Here is a 24007-nt window from a genome sequence, read left to right as displayed (position 1 = left end):
GGCTCGATTGTGAAGAGGTTCAAAATAACCCTAATACACAACCGTAAAGCTCGCCTGGAAATAGCATTTCTTGCGGCCGGGAGAGGATTAACCTCTTAAAAAACAGGTGTTATTAAGCTGTTAATGAAAGCTTGCAAGCCGGGCGACGCTCCGCCACACTAACGCCTCCAAAACGGGAGGGATCATGGTTTTGCATTCTACGCGCTGGCTGGCGCTCAGCTATTTTACCTACTTCTTCAGCTACGGAATTTTCCTGCCCTTCTGGAGCGTGTGGCTGACCGGCATCGGCCTGCCGCCCGAGACTATCGGCCTGCTGCTGGGCTCAGGATTAATCGCCCGTTTTCTCGGCAGCCTGCTTCTGGCACCCCGCGTCACCGATCCTTCCCGCCTCGTCTTTGCTCTGCGGCTGCTTGCTCTGCTGACCCTGCTTTTTGCCGTTGCTTTCTGGTTCGGACAAACCGCCGCCTGGCTGCTGATCGTCATGGTCGGGTTTAACCTCTTTTTCTCACCGCTCGTGCCGCTTACCGATGCGCTGGCCGGCACCTGGCAAAAACAAATCACCATGGATTACGGGCGCGTGCGCCTGTGGGGCTCGCTGGCGTTTGTGATCGGCTCGGCGATGACCGGCAAGCTGGTCAGCGTCTTCAGCTACCAGGCGATTCTGGTGCTGCTAAGCGTCGGCGTGGCCTCCATGCTCACCGGCATGATGCTGCGTCCATCGGTAATGCCGCAGGGAGAATCGCGGCAGAAGGAAGCCGCAGGCTGGCAGGCGTGGAAAAAGCTGGTGTTAAGCGCCTGGCGCTTCCTCGCCTGCGTCTCTTTGCTGCAAGGCGCGCACGCGGCCCTACTACGGGTTCAGCGCGATTTACTGGCAGGGCGCGGGCTATTCCGCCTCGGTCGTGGGCTATCTATGGTCGCTGGGCGTGGTGGCGGAAATCGTTGTCTTCGCGCTTAGCAACAGGCTGTTCCGCCGCTGGAGCGCCCGCGACCTGCTGCTGCTTTCCGCAGGAGCGGGCATCCTTCGCTGGAGCCTGATGGCGTGGACCACCGACCTGCCGTGGCTTATCGCGGCGCAAATCCTGCACTGCGGAAGCTTCACCGTTTGCCACCTTGCGGCCATGCGCTACATTTCGGCGCGTCAGGGCAACGAAGTTATTCGGCTGCAGGCGGTCTATTCCGCGGTGGCGATGGGCGGCGGCATCGCCATCATGACGATGTTCTCCGGCTTCCTCTACCAGCATCTGCATGGCGGGGTGTTCTGGATTATGGCGCTGGTAGCCTTGCCCGCGCTCGTGCTGCGTCCACGAGTCGCGGCAAGGGCGGATTAGGACTCGAGGATTTCACGGATATGCTGCTGCAGCTGTTCCCCAAGCGGCAGCGTGGCGTGGATCAGCGGCGGCGAATACAGCGGCAGGCTGGTGGAGTAGGGCGTCACCACCAGCACGACCTCTTTCGGCGCGCCCTCTTTTTGAAAACCATGCACCGTCAGATGCTTAATATTCAGCGGTAGCAAAGTGAGCTCCCGTAGCTGCTGCTCTATCTGCTGCTCCAGCTCGGCATTGTTTCCGGTCAGCAGTAGCACCTGCTTTTCCTGCAGGTCGTTCTCCTGCATCAGCCAGGCGCCAAAAATCACCGCGACCAGCCCCACCTCTTCGTCTGAGAAATGAACGCCGTATTCGGCCTCCAGCACGCCAAACGCCTCGCGCGTGGTGCGCATTAGCTTCGGATAGAGCCGGGTGATTTCTTCCGGCAGGCTGTTATCGATACCGATAGCAAACAGGCTGCGGTCGAGCGCCTGGGCAAGATGAACATACAGCTGGTCGCTCAGCCCCTGTTCGTCGCTAAACGACATGCCCGCCAGCTCGTGAAAACGGGCGATCATCGCGGAGATGGAGGCGCGCAGCCGTAGATCCTGCTGATGGTTATCGTGAATCGGATCCGGCGTGCGCAGTAACTGAAACAGCAGGGCAAGGAAAAGCTGTTCCTCTTCATGGGCCGGCTGCTTTACATGACGCGTCCAGTGGCGGGCGATAACCTGCGCGGCGAGGTACTCCGGGCGCAGACGCGTCCACTCCCGCTGCGTTTCGCTAAACTCCGGCGTATTGCCGAGCTGATGCTGATGCAGGCAGTACTGTAAAAACAGGCTCAGGAACTGAACGTCACGGCTGTCAAACTGGCGCTGCAGGCGGCGCGCGCAGAGGCTGACCAGCGCCTGCAGATTGGTTTCGTCATACAGCGCCTTGGTAATGGCCTGTTTTCTGAGCTGCTCTTTAAGCGCCGGGGAAAACTCGTGCTGCACAAAGTGCGGACACAGCCGCAGCGCCCTTCGCAGCCAGTGCAGCAGGCACAGCCTCCTGTCGAGAGCGCAGCCTTCAATGCGGTAGCTTCCGTCCGGCTCGGTTATCATCGTCAGCCGGTGATAACGCTGGATTTCATCACTGGTGTCGGCTATATCTTGCAGGGCTTTATTACTGTCTACTCCATTAATCCTGCCCAGAATCTCTGGCGTTACCGTCTGTCCCGGCAGATACAGCATCAAAAGCAGGTGGCAGCGTCGCTGCGGACTGGAGAGCACAGATGGTGGAGGGGAAAGCAGTGTCATCATCCGTAGGGTCCAGTTATGTTGATTATTGCTAAGAATAGCTAAAGCTTTTGATGCAGATCGTAGTAGCCAGGGTTTTTAATCGCGTAATTTTGGCTGGCTCACAGAATTTTTAAATTGAGGGGAAAATGCGCGGGAAAACCTGTAGCACAAAAGGGATTATCGTACTCGCCACGGCGCTTTGCGTCCCCGCTGCGTTGGCTCATCCCCACAGCTTTATTACGCTTGTGACCACCGTAATGGCGCAGAATGAGCAGATGACCGGCCTGAAAATGCAGTGGACGATGGATGAAATCACTTCAGCGGATCTACTGTATGACGCAGGCGATGCAAAGCCGGGCTCGCCGATATGGAAGAAGCTTGCCGCCGAGGTGATGGCTAACGTACTGGGCCAGCATTACTTTACCGAAGTCTGGCATAACGGTGAAAAAGTGAAGTTTACTAACCTGCCCCCCGAATACTCCCTTGCGCGAGCCGGGCACCAGGCGGTGCTGACATTCATACTGCCGCTGGCCCATGCGCAGCCTTTAAAAGGGCAGACCTATACCTTTTCTACCTTCGACCCGACCTACTTTGTCGATATGAGCTATGACCAGCCGGCAGACGCGAAGCTGCCGGCGGAGCTTGCGCAAGCTTGTACAATCTCCGTTAAAACGCCGAAGCCAAACGAAGATACGCTGGCTTTTGCTCAGTCGCTGGATAAGGCGGACGCGCCGCCGGAAGATATGGAACTCGGTAAACAGTTTGCCCAGCAGGTAACCTTACAATGTCAGTAGTTTTCTCTACCGGACCGCGTCACCGCCGCTGGCTGCATATGTGGCCGCTGGCGCTTTTTGTGCTGCTGACGACGGCCGCGTTATATGCCATCTGGCAATACTGGCCGCAAATCCTTGTTAATAGCGCTCTGTGGCAAAAATCCATTAACCAGCAGCTGAGCAGCCTGCTGCATCAGGTGGCGGAAAATCCCGCGCGGGCGGGATGGTCGCTGCTGTCGTTCAGCTTTGTCTATGGCGTGCTGCACGCTCTGGGACCCGGGCACGGCAAAGTCGTTATCACGACCTGGCTTGCTACGCATCCCGCGCAGCTGAAAAGCAGCCTGCGGCTGACGTTTGCCGCCTCGCTGCTGCAGGGGCTGGTGGCGATTGCGCTGGTGGTCATCGTGCTGGGCGTGCTGCAGCTGCCGTCGCGCCAGCTGCATATGAGCAGCTTCTGGCTGGAGAGGGGCAGCTATCTTTTAGTGGGCTTATTAGGGGTGATGCTCGCCGCGCGTGCGCTGCGTAAGCTACGTAAATTGTTAAGCAGCCAGAAGAGATTTACCGCTTTTACCCCTCATCATATTCATGATGCTAACTGCGGCTGCGGGCATCAGCATCTGCCAAGCGAAGAGCAGCTGGCCGCCGGTGAAGACTGGCGCGCGCGGGCGACGATCGTTTTATCGATGGGCATGCGCCCGTGCTCCGGCGCTATTATGGTGCTGCTGTTTAGCAAAGTGATTGGCGTATTTAGCTGGGGAATGCTCTGCGCGCTGGCGATGGCGGCCGGGACCTCGATAACCATTTCCGGCCTTGCGCTGCTGGTGCACAGCTTCCGCGCCTTTGCGGTTCGTTTAAGCAGTAAAAAAGCGCCGGGGCTATGGCAGCAGATCGGCTGGGCGACGCTTGCGCTGGCGGGAAGCTCAGTTTTGATCCTTGCGGCGGTAGTGATGTGGCTGAGCGCTCAGCCGGTAGCGCGGGGAATACGGCCTTTCTGAAGCAAAGGTGGAGGGCGTTTGCGCTTCCACCTTATAACAATTCAAACAATTATAAGGCGGGTAGCGTCAGCGCCGCCCGCCATCACCGCTTAGCGCTTCAGCGCTTCGCTCAGCTCGTCACGCATGGTGGCCAGCATCGCTTTCACCACGCGCGGGTTGCCTGCAACGATGTTGCCGGTCAGCAGGTGGTTATGGCCGCCGGTGAAATCGCAAACCAGGCTGCCGGATTCGCGCGCGATCAGTTCGCCTGCGGCGAAATCCCACGGCTTCAGGCCAATCTCGAAGAAACCATCAACGCGGGCCGGCGGCAACGTAGGCCAGATCCAGCGCGGCGGAACCGGTGCGGCGGAAGTCCGCGCACTGCGTGAACAGTTTGCCAAGAATGTTGATATAGGAAGCTGCGTGTTGTTTGGCTTTGAACGGGAAACCGGTCGCCAGAATGGTGCCGTCGAGATCGCGAGCGGTGCTGCCGCGCAGACGGTAGCCGTTCAGCTGCGCGCCCTGGCCGCGAACGGCGGTGAACAGCTCGTTACGCATTGGGTCATACACCACGGCAACTTCGGTGCGGCCTTTGACGCGAACAGCGATAGAGACCGCGAAGTGCGGCAGGCGTTTGATAAAGTTAGAAGTGCCATCCAGTGGATCGATAACCCATTGCACATCCTGGTCCGTTCCCGCTAATTCGCCTGATTCTTCGGCGATAATGGTGTGTTGCGGGTAGGATTTACGAATAACTTCGATAATCAAACGCTCGGCGTCTTTATCAACGTTGGTCACAAAATCGTTGCTGCCTTTTTGGCTCGCTTCAACGGCGTCTGGGGTTTCGTAGTTTTTGGCAATTAAATTACCCGCCTTGCGCGCAGCGCGCACGGCGATGTTGAGCATCGGATGCATCGGTCTCTCTCACTGGATGTTAAAGAACGGAAAACGCGGCGGAGTATAGCAGAGCGTTCGGATTATGTCCCAGGGTTATGATAGGATATTGCGATATTCTTTTAAGGCTATGAATTAAGCATGCTCGATAACGTACGTATTGTGCTGGTTGAGACTTCCCACACCGGCAACATGGGCTCGGTGGCCCGTGCAATGAAAACGATGGGATTAACAAATCTGTGGCTGGTCAACCCGCTGGTCAAGCCTGATTCCCAGGCTATCGCACTCGCCGCAGGCGCAAGCGACGTGATTGGCGATGCGAAAATTGTCGACACGCTGGACGAAGCCCTGGCGGGCTGCAGCCTGGTGGTCGGCACCAGCGCGCGTTCCCGCACGCTGCCGTGGCCGATGCTCGATCCGCGCGAATGCGGTCTGAAAAGCATTGCGGAAGCTAAGCACGCGCCGGTGGCGATCGTGTTTGGCCGCGAACGCGTCGGCCTTACTAATGAAGAGCTGCAGAAGTGTCATTATCACGTCGCTATTCAGGCGAACCCGGAATACAGCTCGCTGAACCTGGCGATGGCGGTGCAGATCCTTGCCTACGAAGTGCGCATCGCCTGGCTTGCCGCCCAGGAGCAGCCGGCCAAGGAAGCGGAGGAAGACACGCCGTATCCACTGGTCGACGATTTGGAGCGTTTTTACGGCCATCTTGAGCAAGTCATGTTAAATACCGGCTTTATTCGCGCAGGGCCATCCCGGCCAGGTGATGAACCGAATTCGTCGTCTGTTCACCCGGGCTCGCCCGGAAAGTCAAGAGCTTAGCATCCTGCGCGGCATGCTTTCCTCTATCGAAAGCGACAGAAAATCGAGCAAATAATACTTGAGTAAATTGGTGGGTTAAATAGTTGACCAATTTACTCAGGAATGTCAGACTTGCGGCCTGCTATGTGGACAATCACATTTTTAGAAACCCCCGGTTCGAGGGGCTATTTGAGGTTAAGTAAGACATGAGACTGACATCAAAAGGACGCTACGCTGTGACCGCAATGCTCGACGTTGCGTTGAACTCCGAATCGGGTCCGGTGCCGTTGGCCGATATTTCCGAACGTCAGGGTATTTCACTCTCCTATCTGGAGCAGCTGTTCTCCCGCCTGCGTAAAAACGGCCTGGTTGCCAGCGTACGCGGTCCCGGCGGCGGCTATCTGTTAGGCAAAGATGCGGGCAGCATCGCGGTGGGCGAGGTCATCAGCGCGGTTGATGAGTCCGTCGACGCGACCCGTTGTCAGGGCAAAGGCGGCTGCCAGGGCGGCGATAAGTGCCTGACCCACGCGTTATGGCGCGATCTGAGCGACCGTCTGACCGGCTTTTTGAACAACATCACCTTAGGTGAACTGGTGAATAACCAGGAAGTACTGGATGTGTCAGGCCGTCAGCAGAACGAAAACCATCGCACTACGCGTTCTCAGGACGCCATCGACGTTAAACTGCGCGCATAAGCAGCATCGGTTAAGTATACAGAAAGAATTTTTAGAATCAGGCTCGGGTGCGCCACACCCGCACCCGGCTAGACTTTTTACGCCTGGTTCTTCGTATTGAAGTGATGTACGGAGCTTAAGAGCAATGAAATTACCGATTTATCTCGACTACTCCGCAACTACGCCGGTCGATCCGCGTGTTGCCGAGAAGATGATGCAGTTTTTGACGATGGACGGAACCTTCGGTAACCCGGCTTCCCGCTCCCACCGTTTTGGGTGGCAGGCTGAAGAGGCGGTTGATATCGCTCGTAACCAAATCGCAGACCTGGTGGGCGCTGACCCGCGTGAGATCGTCTTCACATCAGGCGCAACTGAATCTGATAACCTCGCTATTAAAGGTGCGGCCAACTTCTATCAGAAGAAAGGCAAGCACATCATTACCGTAAAAACCGAACATAAAGCCGTGCTTGATACCTGCCGCCAGCTTGAGCGTGAAGGTTTCGAGGTTACTTATCTGGCGCCTCAGAGCAACGGCATCGTTTCTTTGCAGCAGCTGGAAGCGGCCATGCGCGATGACACCATTCTGGTTTCCATCATGCACGTCAACAACGAAATCGGCGTGGTGCAGGATATCGCGGCAATCGGCGAAATGTGCCGTGCGCGTGGCATCATCTACCATGTGGATGCGACCCAGAGCGTGGGCAAACTGCCTATCGATCTCAGCATGCTGAAAGTCGATTTGATGTCCTTCTCCGGCCATAAAATCTACGGTCCTAAAGGCATCGGCGCGCTGTACGTTCGTCGTAAACCGCGTATTCGTATCGAAGCGCAGGTTCACGGTGGCGGCCACGAGCGCGGTATGCGTTCAGGCACTCTGCCTGTTCACCAGATCGTCGGCATGGGCGAAGCCTACCGTATCGCGAAAGAAGAGATGGAGTCCGAAATGGCCCGTCTGCGCGCGCTGCGTAACCGTCTGTGGAACGGCGTGAAGGATATGGAAGAAGTGTATCTGAACGGTGACCTGGAACACGGCGCGCCGAACATCCTTAACGTGAGCTTTAACTACGTTGAAGGCGAGTCTCTGATCATGGCGCTGAAAGACCTTGCGGTTTCTTCAGGTTCCGCCTGTACCTCCGCAAGCCTTGAGCCGTCTTACGTGCTGCGTGCGCTGGGTATGAGTGATGAGCTTGCTCACAGCTCCATCCGTTTCTCTTTGGGTCGTTTTACCACTGAAGAAGAGATCGACTACACCATCGAGCTGGTACGTAAATCCATCGGCCGCCTGCGCGACCTTTCTCCGCTGTGGGAAATGTTCAAGCAGGGCGTGGATATCAATTCCATCGAATGGGCTCACCACTAATCGTTCATTACGAACGTCGGTTTCGGATTCAGGAGAAGTAAAAATGGCTTACAGCGAAAAAGTAATAGATCACTACGAGAATCCACGCAACGTGGGTTCTTTTGACAACGGCGATGACAGCGTGGGCTCCGGCATGGTGGGCGCACCGGCCTGTGGCGACGTGATGAAGCTGCAGATCAAAGTCAACAATGAAGGTATTATTGAAGACGCGCGTTTTAAAACCTACGGCTGCGGCTCGGCGATTGCTTCAAGCTCGCTGGTCACCGAGTGGGTTAAGGGGAAATCCCTGGACGAAGCGCAGGCGATCAAAAACACCGATATCGCAGACGAACTTGAACTGCCGCCGGTGAAAATTCACTGCTCAATCCTTGCCGAAGACGCTATCAAAGCGGCCATCGCGGATTACAAAAGCAAACGTGAAGCAAAATAATATCTGATTGAGGTTGTTGTATGTCGATTACCCTTAGCGACAGTGCTGCCGCTCGTGTAAATGCCTTTTTAGCCAACCGCGGTAAAGGTTTTGGTTTACGTTTAGGCGTCCGCACCTCTGGCTGCTCTGGCATGGCTTACGTTCTGGAATTTGTTGATGAACCGATGGCAGAAGACACCGTGTTCGAAGACAAAGGCGTGAAAGTGGTCGTCGATGGTAAAAGCCTGCAATTTTTAGACGGCACCGTGCTCGACTTCGTCAAAGAAGGCCTTAACGAAGGGTTTAAGTTTACCAACCCGAACGTTAAAGATGAGTGCGGCTGCGGCGAAAGCTTCCACGTCTGATGTCAGCTCATACCCCATTACGGTGGGGTATGACGCTTTACCCTGTTAACCCCGAGTCTGTTATGGATTACTTTACCCTCTTTGGGTTACCGGTAGGCTTCACCGTCAACACCGAGCTGCTGGCTACCCGTTACCAGGAGCTGCAGCGCCAGTTCCATCCGGATAAATACGCCAGCCGCCCTCAGGCGGAACAGCTGTTGGCGGTGCAACAATCTGCGACCATCAATCAGGCCTGGCAAACGCTGCGTCATCCTTTGCCGCGCGCCGAGTACATTCTCTCCCTCAACGGTTTTGATCTGGCAAATGAACAGCATACCGTGCGCGATACCGCGTTCCTGATGGAGCAGCTCGAACTGCGCGAAGAGCTTGATAACATCGAGCAGGCGAAAGACGCCGGGCGTCTGGAAAGCTTCGCTAAAGGCGTTGATGCGATGGTGAAAACCCGTAGCGCCCAGATGGTAGAGCAGCTCGATAGCCAGGACTGGACGCAGGCGGCGGATACCGTGCGTAAACTGCGTTTTCTCGATAAACTGCGCAGCCAGATAGAACAACTCGAAGAAAAGCTGCTCGATTTTTAACTGGAAGCTCAAAATGGCGTTATTACAAATCAGTGAGCCCGGCCTGAGCGCCGCGCCGCACCAGCGCAAACTGGCCGCGGGCATCGACCTGGGCACCACCAACTCTCTGGTGGCAACCGTGCGCAGCGGGCAGGCCGAAACCCTGGCCGACCACGAAGGGCGCCATCTGTTACCTTCGGTCGTACACTACCAGCAAGACGGTCTGAACGTGGGCTGGGATGCGCGCGCTAAGGCCGCGCTCGATCCGGCAAACACGGTCAGTTCCGTAAAACGTCTGATGGGCCGCTCGCTGGCCGACATTCAGGCGCGCTATCCCCATCTTCCTTACGATCTTAAGGCAAGCGAAAACGGCCTGCCGATGATCGAAACTCCCGCGGGCTTGCTCAACCCGGTGCGTATCTCCGCCGATATCCTTAAGGCCCTTTCTACGCGCGCCACAGAAGCGCTGGAAGGCGAGCTGGACGGCGTGGTGATCACCGTTCCTGCCTATTTCGACGACGCGCAGCGCCAGGGCACCAAGGACGCCGCGCGTCTGGCCGGCCTGCATGTGCTCCGCCTGCTGAATGAACCCACCGCCGCGGCCATTGCCTACGGTCTGGATTCCGGCAAAGAGGGCGTAATCGCCGTTTACGATCTGGGCGGCGGCACTTTCGATATTTCCATTCTGCGCTTAAGCCGCGGCGTGTTTGAAGTGCTGGCGACCGGCGGCGACTCCGCGCTCGGCGGCGATGACTTCGACCATCTGCTGGCCGACTGGCTGCGCGAGCGGGCAGGCGTTGCCGATCGCAGCGACGACCGCGTGCAGCGTCAGCTGCTGGACGCGGCGATTGCCGCCAAAATCGCGCTGAGCGATGCCGAAAGCGCCGCCGTTGAAGTTGCCGGCTGGACGGGCACCGTCACCCGCGAACAGTTCAACGAGCTGATTGCCGCGCTGGTAAAAAGAACCCTGCTGGCCTGCCGCCGCGCGCTGAAAGACGCGGCGGTGGAAGCCGAAGAGGTGCTGGAAGTGGTCATGGTCGGCGGCTCCACCCGCGTGCCGTTAGTGCGTGAACGCGTGGGCGAGTTCTTCGGCCGCACGCCTTTGACCTCCATCGATCCGGATAAAGTCGTCGCCATCGGCGCGGCGATTCAGGCCGATATTCTGGTGGGCAACAAGCCGGACAGCGAAATGCTGCTGCTTGACGTGATCCCGCTGTCGCTGGGTCTGGAAACCATGGGCGGCCTGGTTGAGAAAGTCATTCCGCGCAACACCACTATTCCGGTAGCGCGCGCCCAGGACTTCACCACCTTTAAAGACGGCCAGACCGCGATGTCGATTCAGGTTCTGCAGGGCGAGCGTGAGCTGGTGCAGGATTGCCGTTCGCTTGCGCGCTTTACGCTGCGCGGCATTCCGGCCATGCCTGCGGGCGGCGCGCATATCCGCGTGACGTTCCAGGTAGACGCGGACGGCCTGTTAAGCGTGACCGCCATGGAAAAATCCACCGGCGTGGAGGCCTCCATCCAGGTGAAACCGTCTTATGGCCTGAGCGACGGCGAAATCGCCACCATGATTCAGGACTCTATGAGCTTTGCCGAGCATGACGTGAAAGCGCGCATGCTTGCCGAGCAAAAGGTTGACGCGGCCCGCGTGCTGGAAAGCCTGCAGGGCGCGTTGAGCTCAGACGCCGCGCTGTTAAGCGCCGCGGAACGCGCGGACATCGACGCGGCGATGGTAGCGCTCAGCGCCGCCGCCGCGGGCGATGACACCGACGCAATTGAACAAGCCATTAAAAACGTAGACAAACAAACCCAGGATTTCGCCGCACGTCGTATGGATGAATCAATCCGTAAGGCGCTGAAAGGCCACTCCGTGGACGAGGTTTAACATGCCAAAGATTGTTTTTCTGCCTCATCAGGACCTGTGTCCGGATGGCGCAGTTCTGGAAGCGAATGTCGGTGAAACCATTCTCGACGTTGCCCTGCGCAACGGTATTGAGATTGAACACGCCTGTGAAAAATCCTGCGCCTGCACCACCTGCCACTGCGTCGTGCGTGAAGGCTTCGACTCCCTGGCAGAAAGCACGGAAGACGAAGACGACATGCTCGACAAAGCCTGGGGTCTGGAGCCGGAAAGCCGCCTGAGCTGTCAGGCGCGCGTTACCGACGAAGATCTGGTTGTCGAAATGCCGCGCTACACCATCAACCACGCGCGCGAGCACTAACGGGAGACGCTGATGGGACTCAAATGGACCGACAGCCGCGAAATAGGCGAGGCGCTGTACGACAGCCGTCCGGATCTCGATCCGAAAACGGTGCGCTTTACCGATCTGCACCAGTGGATCTGCGAACTCGAAGAGTTTGATGACGATCCAAACGCATCCAATGAAAAAATTCTGGAAGCGATTCTGTTAGTCTGGTTAGATGAAGCAGAATAGTTGAACCAAGCGGGCTGCCTCAGGCGGCCCGTTTCATATTGAGCATGTGCTGAAAAAATATAAGGAAAACAAAATGTCAGAAGCCATGAAAATTACGCTTTCCACCGCGCCTGCCGATGCGCGCTGGGGCGAAAAAGCCGCCTACAGCATCAACGATGAAGGTATTAGCCTCCACCTGACCGGCAAAGACGACCTGGGCTTAATCCAGCGCGCCGCGCGCAAAATCGACGGCCAGGGCCTGAAGCACGTGCAGCTGGCGGGCGAGGGCTGGGACGTCGAGAAAAGCTGGGCGTTCTGGCAGGGCTATCGTGCGCCAAAAGGCACGCGCAAAGTGGACTGGGCGCAGCTGGATGAGGCGCAGCAAAAAGAGCTCGATAGTCGCCTGAAAATCATCGACTGGGTGCGCAACACCATCAACGCCCCGGCGGAAGAGCTGGGCCCGGAACAGCTGGCTTCCCGCGCGATTGATCTGCTGTGCGACGTAGCCTGCGACCATGTAACCTACCGCATCACCAAAGGTGAAGATCTGCGCGAGCAGAATTATATGGGCATCCATACCGTAGGCCGCGGCTCCGAGCGCGCCCCGGTTCTGCTGGCGCTGGATTACAACCCGACCGGCAATGCGGACGCTCCGGTATACGCCTGCCTGGTAGGTAAAGGCATCACCTTCGATTCCGGCGGCTACAGCCTGAAACAAAGCGCGTTTATGGACTCAATGAAGTCCGATATGGGCGGCGCGGCGACCATTACCGGCGCGCTGGCCTTCGCCATTACCCGCGGGCTGAACAAACGCGTGAAGCTGTACCTGTGCTGTGCGGACAACATGGTCAGCGGCAACGCTTTCAAGCTTGGCGACATCATCAAATACCGTAACGGCAAAACCGTCGAGGTGATGAATACCGATGCGGAAGGCCGCCTGGTGCTGGCTGACGGCCTGATCGACGCCTGCGCGCAAAAACCGGAGCTGATCATCGACTGCGCAACCCTAACGGGCGCGGCGAAAACGGCGCTGGGTAACGACTATCATGCGCTGTTCAGCTTTGACGACGCGCTGGTAAGCCGCCTGCTGGAAAGCGCCGCACAGGAGAACGAGCCTTTCTGGCGCCTGCCGCTGGCGGAGTTCCATCGTAATCAGCTGCCGTCTAATTTTGCGGAGCTTAATAACACCTCGAACCCTTCTTTCCCGGCGGGGGCAAGCACGGCGGCAGGTTTCCTGTCCCACTTCGTGGAAAACTACCATCAGGGCTGGCTGCACATCGACTGCTCTGCAACCTACCGTAAAGGCGCGGTGGAGCAGTGGTCCGCGGGCGCGACGGGCCTGGGCGTGCGTGCAATTGCTAACTTGCTGACCAATAAGTAATTCGTTCTTCCTCCTCTCCCGAAAAGGAGAGGAGGCAAAATCATTATCCTGGAACCACCATGTCAGAACCCAAAAATGAATTAGAAACCTTGCTGGCGCAGGCGGCGACCGAACCCGCTCATCGTCCGGCGTTTTTCCGCGTGCTGCTGGAGTCCACCGTTTGGGTGCCGGGAGAAGCTGCGGTTGGCGAGGCCATTGATGCAGACAGCGCGGTTGAGCTGCAGCACTGGGAAAAAGAAGACGGTACGTCCGTTATCCCTTTCTTCACCTCGCTGCAGGCCTTACAGCAGGCAATCAGCCACGAGCAGGCCTTTGTCGCCATGCCGGTGCGTACCCTGTTTGAAATGACGCTGGGTGAAAGCTTATTCCTGAACGCTAAGCTGCCCACCGGCAAAGAGTTCACCCCGCGTGAAATCAGCCACCTGGTCTGCGCCGAAGGCGATCCGCTCAGCCAGCAGGAAGTGCTGGAAGGCGGCACGTCTTTGCTGCTGTCTGAAGTCGCCGAGCCGCCTGCGCAGATGGTGGATTCGCTAACGACGCTGTTTAAGAGCCTGAAAACCGTTAAGCGCGCCTTTCTGTGCTCAATCAAAGAACGGGCCGATGAACAGCCGAACCTGCTGATCGGCATTGAGGCCGATGGCGATATCGAGGCGATTATTCGTCAGGCGGGCAGCGTGGCCCACCGATACGCTGCCGGGCGATGAACCCGTAGATATTTGCCTGGTAGCCGAAGGGGAGAAGGGCATCAGCCATTTTATGCTGGCGCACATTACCCCCTTTTATGAACGCCGCTGGGGCAGCTTCCTGCGCGATTTTAAAACCAACCGCATTATCTGATGCTTTCCTTCCTCGTCCTGCAAGAGGGGCGGGTGGGAATAAATCAGGCGGTTGCCTGCAACAGCAGCAAATCAATCAGCATCACAAGATTTGACTCAAACGAGGTGATCCCGGCGGCTTCCGCCGCATAGTGGATTGCCTCGTCATACAGCGAAAAATGCACGTCCGCAAGTTCGGCCAGGCTGTTTGGCGACGCGCGGGTAAAGGCGACAATCGCCATTCCCACGTTCTGCGCAATTCGTGCCTTATCCAGCACCTGCCCGGTTTCGCCGCTGCGTGAAATGGCAATGAAAACCTCATATTTGGACGCGTTACTCAGGAATATTCCCCGGCTGTCTCCCGGGCCTGAGATAAACGCCGTTTTCCCCAGCACCTGCAATTTTTTGGTCAGGTATTCCGCGAACAAATAAGAAAAGCCCGCGCCGTACAAAAAGAAGCTCTCTTTTTCGCGCAGCAGCGTGGCGAACTGCGCCATCAGATCCGGCGTAACCCAGCGGAAGGTTTGCTGATAGTTGCCAACAAACCGCTCGAACAGAACCGGCAGCGTGGCCGGCGGAAGAGCAGGCTGGTGCGCAATATGCGGCGTGCCGGAAAGCAGCTGCTTGCAGTGCCAGATAAATTCGCTATAGCCGCTAAAACCCAGCTTCTGGCACAGGCGCATAATGGTGGCGCTGGAGACAAAGGTCGCCTGCGCCAGTTCGCGAACGGTGATATTGCCCACCAGCAGTGGATGAGCGGTAAGGTGGGAGAGCACCCGGTATTCGGCGCGGGTTAGCGACTCCCCGCGCTGCAGCAGGCCGGCCAGCCGGTTATCCATTAGCGCGCCGGTTCGATGGGCAGATCAGCACGCGCCCCCCATTCGCTCCAGGAGCCGTCATACAGCGAGACGTCGTTTACGCCAAGGGTGGTTAATGCCAGCACAACCACGGCGGCGGTCACGCCGGAGCCACAGCTCGCAATCACCGGCTTGTCTAGGCTGACGCCCTGACGAGCAAAGATTTCGCTTAGTTCGTCAGTGGTTTTCAGCTGTCCGTTTTCCACCAGATCGCCCCAGGGCACGTTTAACGCGCCGGGGATATGCCCGCGTTTCAGGCCGGGGCGAGGCTCGTCCATTTCGGCGTTAAAACGCGCCGCCGGGCGCGCATCCACAATCTGAGCGGTGCCTTCATGGCTGACGAGCAGGACGTCCGTCAGGCGTTTAATCACCGCCGGTTCGAAATCAACCTCAAAATCGCCGTCCTCAAGCCTAACGTCACCCTCCTGCAGCGGGAGTTCCTCACGCTGCCAGTCGGCCAGGCCGCCGGCAAGAATGGAGACGTTTTCGACGCCAAAACTGCGCAGCATCCACCACGCGCGCGGCGCGGAAAACAGGTTGCCTTCATCATAAACAATCAGATGCTTATCGCTGCTGATACCCAGCTCCCGCATCGCGACGGCGAACGCTTCCGGGCGCGGCATCATATGCGGCAGGGGGCTGGTATGGTCGGACAGGGCTTCGATATCGAAAAAGACGGCGCCGGGCAGATGGCCCGCCCGGTATTCAGCCAGCATATCCCGCAGATGTTCCTGGCCGGCAGGAGCCATGCGGGCGTCGATAATCTGGATATCCGCGTCAAAAATATGCTCTGCGAGCCAGTCGCCCGCGACGAAGAAAGAGGTGGACATGGTTGCCTCCGAATCGTTATTCACTGCTGGATTGTCGGTGTTTTTTATTAAACCGACAAGTAACCATGTCCCGGGGCGCGAGGCGCCTCGAATTTATTGCAAAAAGACTATTTCACCGCCTCTCCATCCTTCCACGCCTGCTGCAGGCGCGGCCAGTAATCACGGTTGGCCTCGATCATCTCATCGAGAATCGCTTTGGCATGCTGCATGGTCGGCACGGTGCGGTTGAGCGTGAAGGCCTGCAGGGCTTTTTCATAGCTGCCTTCGACGGTGGCTTCTACCAGCAGCTGTTCCGATGCGAGCTGCTGCATCAGCAAAGCCTGGTGGAAAAGAGGAACCGCGCCCATCCGCACGGGCTCCGGCCCCTGCGCGGTGATATAGGCCGGAACCTCGACCATCGCGTCATACGGCAGGTTGGCGATTGCGCCTTTGTTTTCAACGATGACCAGATGGCGCTGGCGTAAATCGAAGGCCAGCGAGCAGGCGACGTCCACAATAAAGGCGCCGTGTACGCCAACGTGGAACGCGTCTGGCAGAATACCGGTTTTTTTATACTCCGCGGCGGCGGCAAACAGCTTTTTCTCACGGCCGTCCATCACTTCGTTAGCGCGGGTATAGTCCGGGTTCTGATGTTGCACGATATCGTCTGGCATCAGGTAATACTGCAGATACGGGTTCGGCAGGTACTCCGGGAAATGATCCATAATCGGTTTGATGTGGCGCCAGGTTTTTACCCATGACGGATCGGAGTGCTGCGGATCGGTTTGCGCGGCGTCTTCCGTCAGCAGCCCGAACTTCGCGATGTGGCGGCGCAGCTCCGGCAGGCGATCTTCTCCGTCCACCAGCACGCGGGTAAACCAGCCAAAGTGGTTCAGGCCGAAGTAATCCACCACCAGCCTGTGGCGGTCAACGCCGAGAATGGCGCCCATATTGCGCATTGCCGCAACCGGCATATCGCAGATATTAAGGACGCGGGCGTCTGGCCGCAGACGCCGCACGCCTTCGGCAACGATGGCCGCCGGGTTGGAATAGTTAACGATCCACGCTTTTTGATGGGCATAACGCTCGACTAAATCGCACAGCTCCACCATAGGTAAAATCGTGCGCAAACCGTACGCCAGCCCGCCCGGACCGCAGGTTTCCTGGCCCACAACGCCGTGACGCAGGGGGATTTTTTCATCCTGCTCGCGCATCTTGTACTGCCCGACGCGCATCTGGGCGAAGACGAAGTGGGCGCCGCTAAAGGCAACCTCCGGATCCGTGGTGACGGTAAATTTAACGCTCTGGCTGTGGTCGCGAATGACTTTTTCAACCACCGGGGCTATCACCGACTGGCGCTCGCCGTCGATATCGTAAAGGCGGATTTCGGCGAGCGGGAAGTCCTCCAGGCGAACCATCAGGCTTTTAACAATGCCCGGCGTGTAAGTGCTGCCGCCGCCGGCAATGGACAGAATAAATGGGGGTTTAAACATCGTTGACTCCTTTAAAGAAACGTCTCTACCGCTTCGCGCATTTTTTTGACGTGCAGCCCGTAGACCACCTGAACGTTATTGCCTTGTTTAATCACCCCTTTCGCGCCGGTGGATTTCAGGCGGGGCTCGTCGATTGCCGCAACATCGCGCACCGTTACCCGCAGGCGGGTGTAACAGTTGTCGACCACTTCAATATTCGCCCGGCCGCCGAGCCCTTCGATAATGGCTTCGCCAAGGCCATCGTTGCTGCCTTTGGCCTGGTACTCTTGCTTGCTGTAGAGTTTGGTTTGCCGATCCTCTTCTTCGCGGCCCGGCGTTTGCATATCGAAGCGACGGATAAGCAGGCGGAAGACCACAAAGTAGACGGCAGACATGATGAGCCCGACCAGGATATACATCGGCCAGTTGGATTTTTCGGCGCCGAGCGGCAGGTTATAGAGAATGAAATCGATAATGCCGTTGGCGCCGATGGCGTGGACGCCCAGCAGATAAAACAGCATCATGCCGATGCCCGTCAGCACCGCGTGCACCACGAAAAGCAGCGGGGCGACGAACAGGAAAGAGAATTCCAGCGGCTCGGTTACGCCAACCAGCATCGAGGTCAGTGCCGCCGGGATAAGAATCGCTTTTGCCGCGGCTTTGCGCTCCGGTTTGGCCGTCATATACATGGCCAGCGCGGCGGCAGGCAGCCCGAACATTTTGCTGATGCCGCGCGCATCCCACACCACGGTGCTGCTGAGCTGATGAACGTCCGGGCAGGCCATTTCCGCGAAGTAAATATTGCGCGCGCCCTGATAAACGCTGCCGCAAACGTCCGCGGTGCCGCCCAGTTCGGTATACAGAAACGGGGTATAGACCAGATGGTGCAGGCCGGTGGGCACCAGGATACGTTCCAGGAAACCGTAGACGGCGACGCCAAACGCGCCGGATCCCTTGATCGCCAGCGCCATGGCGCTGATGCCCTGCTGGGCAAAGGGCCAGATTTCGCTCATCACCACGCCAAGCAGCATGGAAACCGGCAGCATGATTATCGCCACAAAGCAGTGGCCGGAGTAAATGGCCATGGCGCCGGAAAACTGCACGCCCGAATAGCGGTTATAGAGATAGCCCGCAAGCGCCCCGGTGAGAATGCCGGCGAATACGCCCATCTCCAGCACCTGTACCCCTAACACCATGCTCTGCCCGGCGGCGCGCATCTGGTCTGCCGCCGCCAGCTCGCCCTGAAGCTGCAGGGTTACGTTCATCGCATTAATGAAAACGATAAAGGTCACCAGGCCGATAAGCGCGGCGTAGCCTTTATCCTTTGCGGCAAGGCCAACGGGAATACCCACGGCGAACACCAGCGCGAGGTTCGCCAGCACGGAAACGGCCGATTTTGATATCAGCATGCCGATATGTTGAACGGCAGAATGGCCGAGGAAAGGCAGGTATTCCGCGAGGTTGCCATTGCCCAGTACGTTACCAAAGGCGATAAACAAGCCGACGATGGGTAAAATGAGCACCGGGCCGTAGAGGGATTTTCCGAAATTTTGCAGGGCATTTACGGCTCTTTTCATTTAGCTGTCTCTTATTATTACTTCGCTAAACACCGCGTCAGGGGCGGAACAGTAAAAAGGTAGCAAGAATGGCGACGCCTTATCCATCTATCTGTTTGTTTTAAAAACAAATGACTCAAAAGGTTACATGTAACCTTGCAGGCTGTGATCTCGCTTCCAGTTTGCGGCGGACCGTTTTGTGAAACCTTTGCCGACCCAGACTTTCCCTTTGCGAGACGTGCCGCAGAGCTGTGCTTTCCTGCTTTCGCTTTTCTGGCCATTGCGGATAATACTTCCACTACGTTTTCGGTTAGCGGGCCTTATTGGCCAGGGATAAAAAAATGAAATCGGTACGTTTAGTGGGTCTGGCGGCAGCTCTGCTGGCAGCGCTGACGCTGGCAGGCTGCGACGATAATGATAAAACGCAGGCCGCCGCGGCCGCGCCGCAGGCACAGGAGCAAGCCTCCGCGCCTGCGGCGAAGCCCGATGCGGGGCAGCTTGCAAAGCTGGCGCAGCAGTCCGCGGGCAAGCCCCTGAAGCTGCTGGACGCCTCCGAGGTGCAGCTGGAAGGCGCCAGCGCGCTGGTGCTGACATTCTCCGTGCCGCTTAACCCCGAACAGGATTTTTCCCGCGTGGTGCATCTGGTGGATAAAACCAGCGGCAAGGTCGACGGAGCCTGGGAACTGTCGCAGGATCTGAAAGAACTGCGTATGCGCCATCTCGAACCGAAGCGCAATCTGCTGCTGACCGTCGATCGGGAGCTGGCGGCGCTTAATAAAGCCACCTTCGATATCACTTTTGAAAAGCAAATAGAGACGCGAGACGTTCAGCCGAGCGTCGGCTTCGCCAGCCGCGGCTCTTTGCTGCCGACGAAGGTGATTACCGGTCTGCCGGTGCTGGCGCTGAACGTCGATAAGGTAGACGTCAATTTCTACCGGATTAAAAATGAATCTCTTGCTGCCTTCGTCAGCCAGTGGCAATACCGCAATTCAGTCTCTAACTGGGAATCGGATAACCTGCTCAAGCTTGCCGAGCTGGTCTATACCGGGCGCTTCGATCTCACTCCCGAGCGCAACACGCGCGAAAAAATCATGCTGCCGCTGGGGGAAATTAAGCCCCTGCAACAGCCGGGCGTGTACCTTGCCATCATGAATGAGGCGGGGCATTACAGCTACAGCAACGCCGCTACGCTATTTACGCTAAGCGATATCGGGATATCGCTGCATCGCTACCACGATCGCCTGGATGTCTTCGCGCAAAGCCTTGAGAACGGTAGCGCGCGGTCAGCGGTAGATATCGCTTTGCTCAATGAAAAAGGCCAGACCGTGGCGCAGGCAAAAAGCGACGCCGATGGCCATGCGCTGCTTGAAAAAATTAATAAAGGCGTGCTGCTGCTTGCCCGCAGCGGTGAGCAAACCACGCTGTTGGATCTTAATCGTCCGGCGCTGGATTTGGCCGAATTCGATATCGCCGGCGAAGAAGGCTACAGCAAGCAGTTCTTTATGTTTGGCCCGCGCGATCTTTACCGCCCTGGTGAAACGGTAATTTTAAATGCCCTGCTGCGCGACGGAGACGGCAAGCCGTTGCCCGCGCAGCCGGTAAAACTTGAGGTCGTTAAGCCCGACGGGCAGGTCGTAAGCACGCAGGTATGGCAGCCGGAAAACGGTCTTTACCAATTCACTTACCCGCTGGCGGGCGATATTCAGACCGGCAGCTGGCAGGTAAGAGTCAATACCGGCGATAACCAGCCGCGCATCTGGTCATTCAAAGTTGAAGACTTTATGCCGGAGCGTATGGCGCTCAATATCGCTTCAGCGCCGCAGCCGGTAAGCCCTGATGAGGCGGTAAGCTTCCAGGTCAGCGGCCGCTATCTCTACGGCGCGCCGGCGGCGGGCAACGCTCTGCAGGGGCAGCTTTTCCTGCGCCCTTTGCGTGAGGCCGTCGCGGCGCTGCCCGGCTTCCAGTTTGGCGATATTAACGAGGAAAACCTTTCCCGTAGCCTGGATGAAGTGCAGCTCCAGCTGGACGAGCAGGGCAACGCCGTCGTCAGCGCCGACAGCCAGTGGAGCGATGTCCATTCCCCGCTGCGTCTTGTATTACAGGCCAGCCTGCTGGAGTCCGGCGGCCGTCCCGTCACCCGTCGCGCGCAGCAGGCAATCTGGCCTGCGGAAGCCTTGCCGGGTATTCGCCCGCAGTTTGCCAGTAAAGAGGTTTATGACTATCGCACGGACACCACGCGTACCCAGCCGATTGTCGATGAAGACAGCAATGCCGCTTTCGATGTGGTCTACGCCAACGCAAAAGGCGAAAAGCTTGCCGCTTCGGGTCTGGATGTACGCCTGATTCGCGAGCGCCGCGACTACTACTGGAACTGGGAAGAAGGGCAGGGCTGGCAGTCGCAGTACGATCAGAAAGATTTAGTCGAAGCGGAGCAGAAGCTGGATCTGGCGGCGGGAGAAACGGGCAAGGTTGCCTTCCCGGTCGAGTGGGGATCTTACCGCCTTGAGGTGCGCGGGGCGGATAACGAAACCGTCAGCAGCGTGCGTTTCTGGGCGGGATACAGCTGGCAGGACAACAGCGACGGCACCGGGGCGACTCGTCCGGATCGCGTTATGCTGAAAATTGACAAACCGGGCTATAAGCCGGGCGACACCATCAGGCTGCATATCGCTGCGCCAGCGGCAGGTAAAGGTTACGCCATGGTGGAGTCCAGCGACGGCCCGCTGTGGTGGCAAGAGATTGACGTGCCTGCCGCAGGCCTGGATATCGCTATTCCCGTCGACAAAAGCTGGCAGCGCCACGATCTCTACCTGAGCACGCTGGTGGTGCGTCCCGGCGATAAAAACCGTGCCGCTACGCCCAAACGCGCCGTCGGCATTTTGCATCTTCCGCTTGCGGATGAAGAACGGCGTCTCGACATTAAGCTGGATGGCCCGGCGAAAATGAGGCCGAACCAGAACCTGACGCTGAAGGTGAAAGCCAGCGTGAAAAACGGCGAGACGCCGAAGCAAATTAACGTGCTGCTTTCGGCGGTTGATAGCGGCGTGCTGAATATCACCGACTATAAAACGCCCGACCCGTGGCAGGCCTTCTTCGGCCGCAAGCGCTACGGTGCCGATCTCTACGATATCTACGGGCAGGTGATTGAAGGGGAAGGGAAGCTTGCGGCCCTGCGCTTTGGCGGCGATGGCGACGAAGGCGACGAGCTAAGCCGCGGCGGTAAAAAGCCGGTTAACCACGTCACAATTATTGCTCAACAGGCTCAGCCGGTGCGGCTAAACGAGAAGGGCGAAGGGACGGTTACGCTGCCCATCGGCGATTTCAACGGCGAGCTGCGCGTAATGGCCCAGGCGTGGACAGAAGATCGTTTTGGCAACGGCGAAGACAAAGTGATCGTGGCGGCGCCGCTGGTTACGGAGCTTGCGGCCCCACGCTTTATGGCCGGCGGCGATAGCAGCCGCCTGGCGCTTGATTTAACCAACCTGACCGACCAGCCGCAACAGCTGTCCGTCAACCTGCAAACCAGCGGCCCGATCGCCCTTGAGGCCAGGTCGTCGTTGCCGGTGAAACTTGCTCCGGGCGCGCGTTCCACGTTGTTTATCCCCGTGCGGGCGCAGGAAGGATTTGGTGACGGCGAGCTGAGTGCGGAAATCACAGGGCTTAACCTGCCGGGCGAAACCTTTGCTCCGCAGAGTAAAAGCTGGAAACTGGGCGTGCGTCCCGCCTTCCCGGCGCAAACGGTAAACAGCGGCGCGGTGCTGGCGCCTGGCGAAGCCTGGACCATTCCCGCGGAACATCTTTCGGGTCTGGCGCCGAAAACGCTTGAAGGCCAGCTGTTGCTCAGCGGGCGTCCGCCGCTGAACCTTGCGCGCTATATTCGGGAGCTGAAAGCCTATCCTTATGGTTGCCTGGAGCAGACGACCAGCGGCCTGTTCCCGTCTTTGTATACCAACCAGGCCCAGCTCGCCGCTTTAGGCATAGCGGGAATCAGCGACCAGCAGCGCCGTGCGGCCATAGATCTGGGCATTTCACGCCTGCTGGATATGCAGCGCGAGAACGGCGGTTTCGGCCTGTGGGACAAAGAAGGGCCGGAAGAGTACTGGCTTACCGCCTACGTCACCGATTTTCTGGTACGGGCGAGCGAGCAGGGCTATAGCGTTAATCCCCAGGCGCTGAGTAATGCTAACCAGCGCCTGCTGCGCTACCTGCAGGATCCCGGCCTGATCGCCCTGCGCTACAGCGACGATGCGCCCGCCAGTAAGTTTGCCGTTCAGGCCTATGCCGGGCTGGTGCTGGCACGCCAGCAAAAAGCGCCGCTGGGCGCGCTGCGTGAGCTGTGGCAACGCCGTGAAACCGCTAAGGCGGGCTTACCTTTAGCGCAGCTGGGCGTGGCGTTGAAGCTGATGGGCGACGCGCCGCGTAGTCAGGAGGCCCTGAACCTCGGGCTGCAGACAAAGCGCGACGATCGGCGCATCTGGATGGCCGACTACGGCAGCGAGCTGCGCGACAAGGCGTTGATGCTAAGCACGCTTGCCGAAAATAACCTCCTGCCGGAACAGCAAAACCAGCTGCTGCTCGAGCTTTCTGACCTGGCCTACAGTCAGCGCTGGCTTTCCACGCAGGAAAGCAACGCCCTTTTCCTCGCCGGGCGCAGCTGGCAAACGGCCAAAGGCGACTGGCAGGCGCAGACTTCATTGCACGCGGAGCCGTTAAAGGCTGACCAGAGCGTCACCCGTAACCTTTCGGGCGAGCAGCTTTCGGCGTTACGGGTGACGAACACCGGCACGTCAAACCTTTATCTGCGTCTCGACAGCGCAGGCTACCCCCAGCAGGCGCCTGCGCCGTATAGCAACGTGCTGCATATCGAGCGTCATTTCCTGGACGCCAAAGGCAACGGCAAACCCCTCTCCGCGCTGAAAAGCGGTGAGCTGGTGATGGTCTGGCTTGACGTCTGGGCGGATAAAAACGTCCCGGACGCGCTGGTGGTCGACCTGCTGCCCGCGGGGCTGGAGCTGGAAAACCAGAACCTTTCCGACAGCAGCGCCAGCCTTGAGGACAGCGGCAGCGAAGTGCAGGGGCTGCTAAATCAGATGCAGCAGGCGGATATTCAACATCTGGAATTCCGTGACGATCGCTTCGTTGCCGCGCTGCCGCTAAGCGAAGGGCAACATGCGACGCTGGTTTATCTTGCCCGGGCGGTCACTCCCGGCAGCTACACCGTGCCGGTTCCGCAGGTTGAGTCGATGTATATACCCCAGTGGAGAGCGAACGGCGTCGACGCTGGCGTTCTTACGGTTTTGCCGTAAGCCGGT

17 protein-coding genes and 4 pseudogenes are annotated in these 24007 nt (G+C 58.1%); 15 read left to right on the top strand and 6 right to left on the bottom strand.

The features are described from left to right. The first annotated feature begins 184 nt into the window (after positions 1–184). Positions 185–1328 (top strand): annotated as a pseudogene (locus WLO32_RS15335) (3-phenylpropionate MFS transporter). On the opposite strand, the gene csiE reads toward WLO32_RS15335, so the two are convergent. Further along, positions 1325–2605 (bottom strand): stationary phase inducible protein CsiE, encoded by a 1281-nt coding sequence (gene csiE, locus WLO32_RS15330; RefSeq protein ID WP_435945857.1) that lies wholly within the window; start codon positions 2603–2605, stop codon positions 1325–1327. The pseudogene WLO32_RS15335 and the gene csiE overlap by 4 nt on opposite strands. A gap of 125 nt (positions 2606–2730) precedes the next feature. On the opposite strand from csiE, the gene WLO32_RS15325 reads away from it, so the two are divergent. Beyond that, on the top strand, positions 2731–3378 hold the full coding sequence (locus WLO32_RS15325; RefSeq protein WP_435945856.1) for a DUF1007 family protein: 648 nt from the start codon (positions 2731–2733) through the stop codon (positions 3376–3378). Next, a complete protein-coding gene (locus tag WLO32_RS15320) occupies positions 3369–4352 on the top strand; it encodes a nickel/cobalt transporter (RefSeq protein WP_435945854.1) in 984 nt (327 codons plus the stop codon). The genes WLO32_RS15325 and WLO32_RS15320 overlap by 10 nt, the downstream gene beginning before the upstream one ends. Before the next feature lie 89 nt (positions 4353–4441). Here the strand turns inward: WLO32_RS15320 and suhB are convergent. Continuing rightward, positions 4442–5246 (bottom strand): annotated as a pseudogene (suhB, locus tag WLO32_RS15315) (inositol-1-monophosphatase). 120 nt (positions 5247–5366) lie between these two features. Here suhB and trmJ point away from each other — a divergent pair. From trmJ to sseB, 11 genes and pseudogenes are all read left to right on the top strand, one after another. Beyond that, positions 5367–6102 (top strand): annotated as a pseudogene (trmJ, locus tag WLO32_RS15310) (tRNA (cytosine(32)/uridine(32)-2'-O)-methyltransferase TrmJ). Positions 6103–6232: 130 nt separating this feature from the next. Further along, positions 6233–6721, top strand: a complete 489-nt coding sequence (gene iscR / locus WLO32_RS15305; protein ID WP_121265953.1) for a Fe-S cluster assembly transcriptional regulator IscR — start codon at positions 6233–6235, stop codon at positions 6719–6721. A gap of 124 nt (positions 6722–6845) precedes the next feature. Next, on the top strand, positions 6846–8060 hold the full coding sequence (gene iscS / locus WLO32_RS15300) for a cysteine desulfurase (protein ID WP_435945853.1): 1215 nt from the start codon (positions 6846–6848) through the stop codon (positions 8058–8060). A gap of 43 nt (positions 8061–8103) precedes the next feature. Next, on the top strand, positions 8104–8490 hold the full coding sequence (gene iscU / locus WLO32_RS15295) for a Fe-S cluster assembly scaffold IscU (protein WP_312998900.1): 387 nt from the start codon (positions 8104–8106) through the stop codon (positions 8488–8490). 20 nt (positions 8491–8510) lie between these two features. Next, positions 8511–8834: an iron-sulfur cluster assembly protein IscA gene (iscA, locus tag WLO32_RS15290; protein WP_121265959.1), complete on the top strand. Its 324-nt coding sequence runs from the start codon at positions 8511–8513 to the stop codon at positions 8832–8834. 62 nt (positions 8835–8896) lie between these two features. Beyond that, entirely contained in the window at positions 8897–9412 is a 516-nt protein-coding gene (hscB, locus tag WLO32_RS15285) for a co-chaperone HscB (protein ID WP_435945852.1), read from the top strand. A 13-nt stretch (positions 9413–9425) separates the two neighbouring features. Beyond that, complete coding sequence (gene hscA / locus WLO32_RS15280) at positions 9426–11276, top strand: Fe-S protein assembly chaperone HscA (protein ID WP_435945851.1); 1851 nt, start codon at positions 9426–9428, stop codon at positions 11274–11276. Position 11277: 1 nt separating this feature from the next. After that, positions 11278–11613, top strand: a complete 336-nt coding sequence (gene fdx, locus WLO32_RS15275) for an ISC system 2Fe-2S type ferredoxin (RefSeq protein WP_034459208.1) — start codon at positions 11278–11280, stop codon at positions 11611–11613. A 12-nt stretch (positions 11614–11625) separates the two neighbouring features. Beyond that, a complete protein-coding gene (iscX, locus tag WLO32_RS15270; RefSeq protein ID WP_367594209.1) occupies positions 11626–11826 on the top strand; it encodes a Fe-S cluster assembly protein IscX in 201 nt (66 codons plus the stop codon). Positions 11827–11899: 73 nt separating this feature from the next. Then, positions 11900–13186: an aminopeptidase PepB gene (pepB, locus tag WLO32_RS15265; protein WP_435945849.1), complete on the top strand. Its 1287-nt coding sequence runs from the start codon at positions 11900–11902 to the stop codon at positions 13184–13186. A 59-nt stretch (positions 13187–13245) separates the two neighbouring features. Continuing rightward, positions 13246–14023: pseudogene (sseB, locus tag WLO32_RS15260) on the top strand (enhanced serine sensitivity protein SseB). A gap of 43 nt (positions 14024–14066) precedes the next feature. Here sseB and WLO32_RS15255 read toward each other — a convergent pair. From WLO32_RS15255 to WLO32_RS15240, 4 genes are all read right to left on the bottom strand, one after another. Then, positions 14067–14840, bottom strand: a complete 774-nt coding sequence (locus WLO32_RS15255; protein ID WP_435945848.1) for a MurR/RpiR family transcriptional regulator — start codon at positions 14838–14840, stop codon at positions 14067–14069. Continuing rightward, a complete protein-coding gene (gene sseA, locus WLO32_RS15250) occupies positions 14840–15688 on the bottom strand; it encodes a 3-mercaptopyruvate sulfurtransferase (RefSeq protein ID WP_435945847.1) in 849 nt (282 codons plus the stop codon). The genes WLO32_RS15255 and sseA overlap by 1 nt, the downstream gene beginning before the upstream one ends. 107 nt (positions 15689–15795) lie before the next feature. Further along, positions 15796–17160: a 6-phospho-alpha-glucosidase gene (locus tag WLO32_RS15245; RefSeq protein ID WP_435945845.1), complete on the bottom strand. Its 1365-nt coding sequence runs from the start codon at positions 17158–17160 to the stop codon at positions 15796–15798. 11 nt (positions 17161–17171) lie between these two features. Beyond that, positions 17172–18716, bottom strand: coding sequence for a PTS transporter subunit EIIC (locus WLO32_RS15240; protein WP_435945844.1), 1545 nt, complete (start codon positions 18714–18716; stop codon positions 17172–17174). 320 nt (positions 18717–19036) lie between these two features. Here WLO32_RS15240 and WLO32_RS15235 point away from each other — a divergent pair, with 320 nt between their 5' ends. Then, complete coding sequence (locus WLO32_RS15235; RefSeq protein WP_435945843.1) at positions 19037–24001, top strand: alpha-2-macroglobulin family protein; 4965 nt, start codon at positions 19037–19039, stop codon at positions 23999–24001. Positions 24002–24007 lie beyond the last annotated feature (6 nt).

The organism is Dryocola mayonis, assembly GCF_051307045.1.
In the GTDB taxonomy this organism is placed as follows: Bacteria; Pseudomonadota; Gammaproteobacteria; order Enterobacterales; family Enterobacteriaceae; genus Dryocola.
This window is presented reverse-complemented; position numbering and strand designations above follow the sequence as displayed.

Coding starts and splice junctions, on each gene's coding strand:
- iscU (WP_312998900.1), top strand. CDS start 8,104: ATGGCTTACAGCGAAAAAGTAATAGATCACTACGAGAATCCACGCAAC.
- WLO32_RS15325 (WP_435945856.1), top strand. CDS start 2,731: ATGCGCGGGAAAACCTGTAGCACAAAAGGGATTATCGTACTCGCCACG.
- fdx (WP_034459208.1), top strand. CDS start 11,278: ATGCCAAAGATTGTTTTTCTGCCTCATCAGGACCTGTGTCCGGATGGC.
- sseA (WP_435945847.1), bottom strand. CDS start 15,688: ATGTCCACCTCTTTCTTCGTCGCGGGCGACTGGCTCGCAGAGCATATT.
- iscX (WP_367594209.1), top strand. CDS start 11,626: ATGGGACTCAAATGGACCGACAGCCGCGAAATAGGCGAGGCGCTGTAC.
- WLO32_RS15235 (WP_435945843.1), top strand. CDS start 19,037: ATGAAATCGGTACGTTTAGTGGGTCTGGCGGCAGCTCTGCTGGCAGCG.
- WLO32_RS15255 (WP_435945848.1), bottom strand. CDS start 14,840: ATGGATAACCGGCTGGCCGGCCTGCTGCAGCGCGGGGAGTCGCTAACC.
- WLO32_RS15320 (WP_435945854.1), top strand. CDS start 3,369: ATGTCAGTAGTTTTCTCTACCGGACCGCGTCACCGCCGCTGGCTGCAT.
- pepB (WP_435945849.1), top strand. CDS start 11,900: ATGTCAGAAGCCATGAAAATTACGCTTTCCACCGCGCCTGCCGATGCG.
- WLO32_RS15240 (WP_435945844.1), bottom strand. CDS start 18,716: ATGAAAAGAGCCGTAAATGCCCTGCAAAATTTCGGAAAATCCCTCTAC.
- WLO32_RS15245 (WP_435945845.1), bottom strand. CDS start 17,160: ATGTTTAAACCCCCATTTATTCTGTCCATTGCCGGCGGCGGCAGCACT.
- iscA (WP_121265959.1), top strand. CDS start 8,511: ATGTCGATTACCCTTAGCGACAGTGCTGCCGCTCGTGTAAATGCCTTT.
- csiE (WP_435945857.1), bottom strand. CDS start 2,605: ATGATGACACTGCTTTCCCCTCCACCATCTGTGCTCTCCAGTCCGCAG.
- hscB (WP_435945852.1), top strand. CDS start 8,897: ATGGATTACTTTACCCTCTTTGGGTTACCGGTAGGCTTCACCGTCAAC.
- iscR (WP_121265953.1), top strand. CDS start 6,233: ATGAGACTGACATCAAAAGGACGCTACGCTGTGACCGCAATGCTCGAC.
- iscS (WP_435945853.1), top strand. CDS start 6,846: ATGAAATTACCGATTTATCTCGACTACTCCGCAACTACGCCGGTCGAT.
- hscA (WP_435945851.1), top strand. CDS start 9,426: ATGGCGTTATTACAAATCAGTGAGCCCGGCCTGAGCGCCGCGCCGCAC.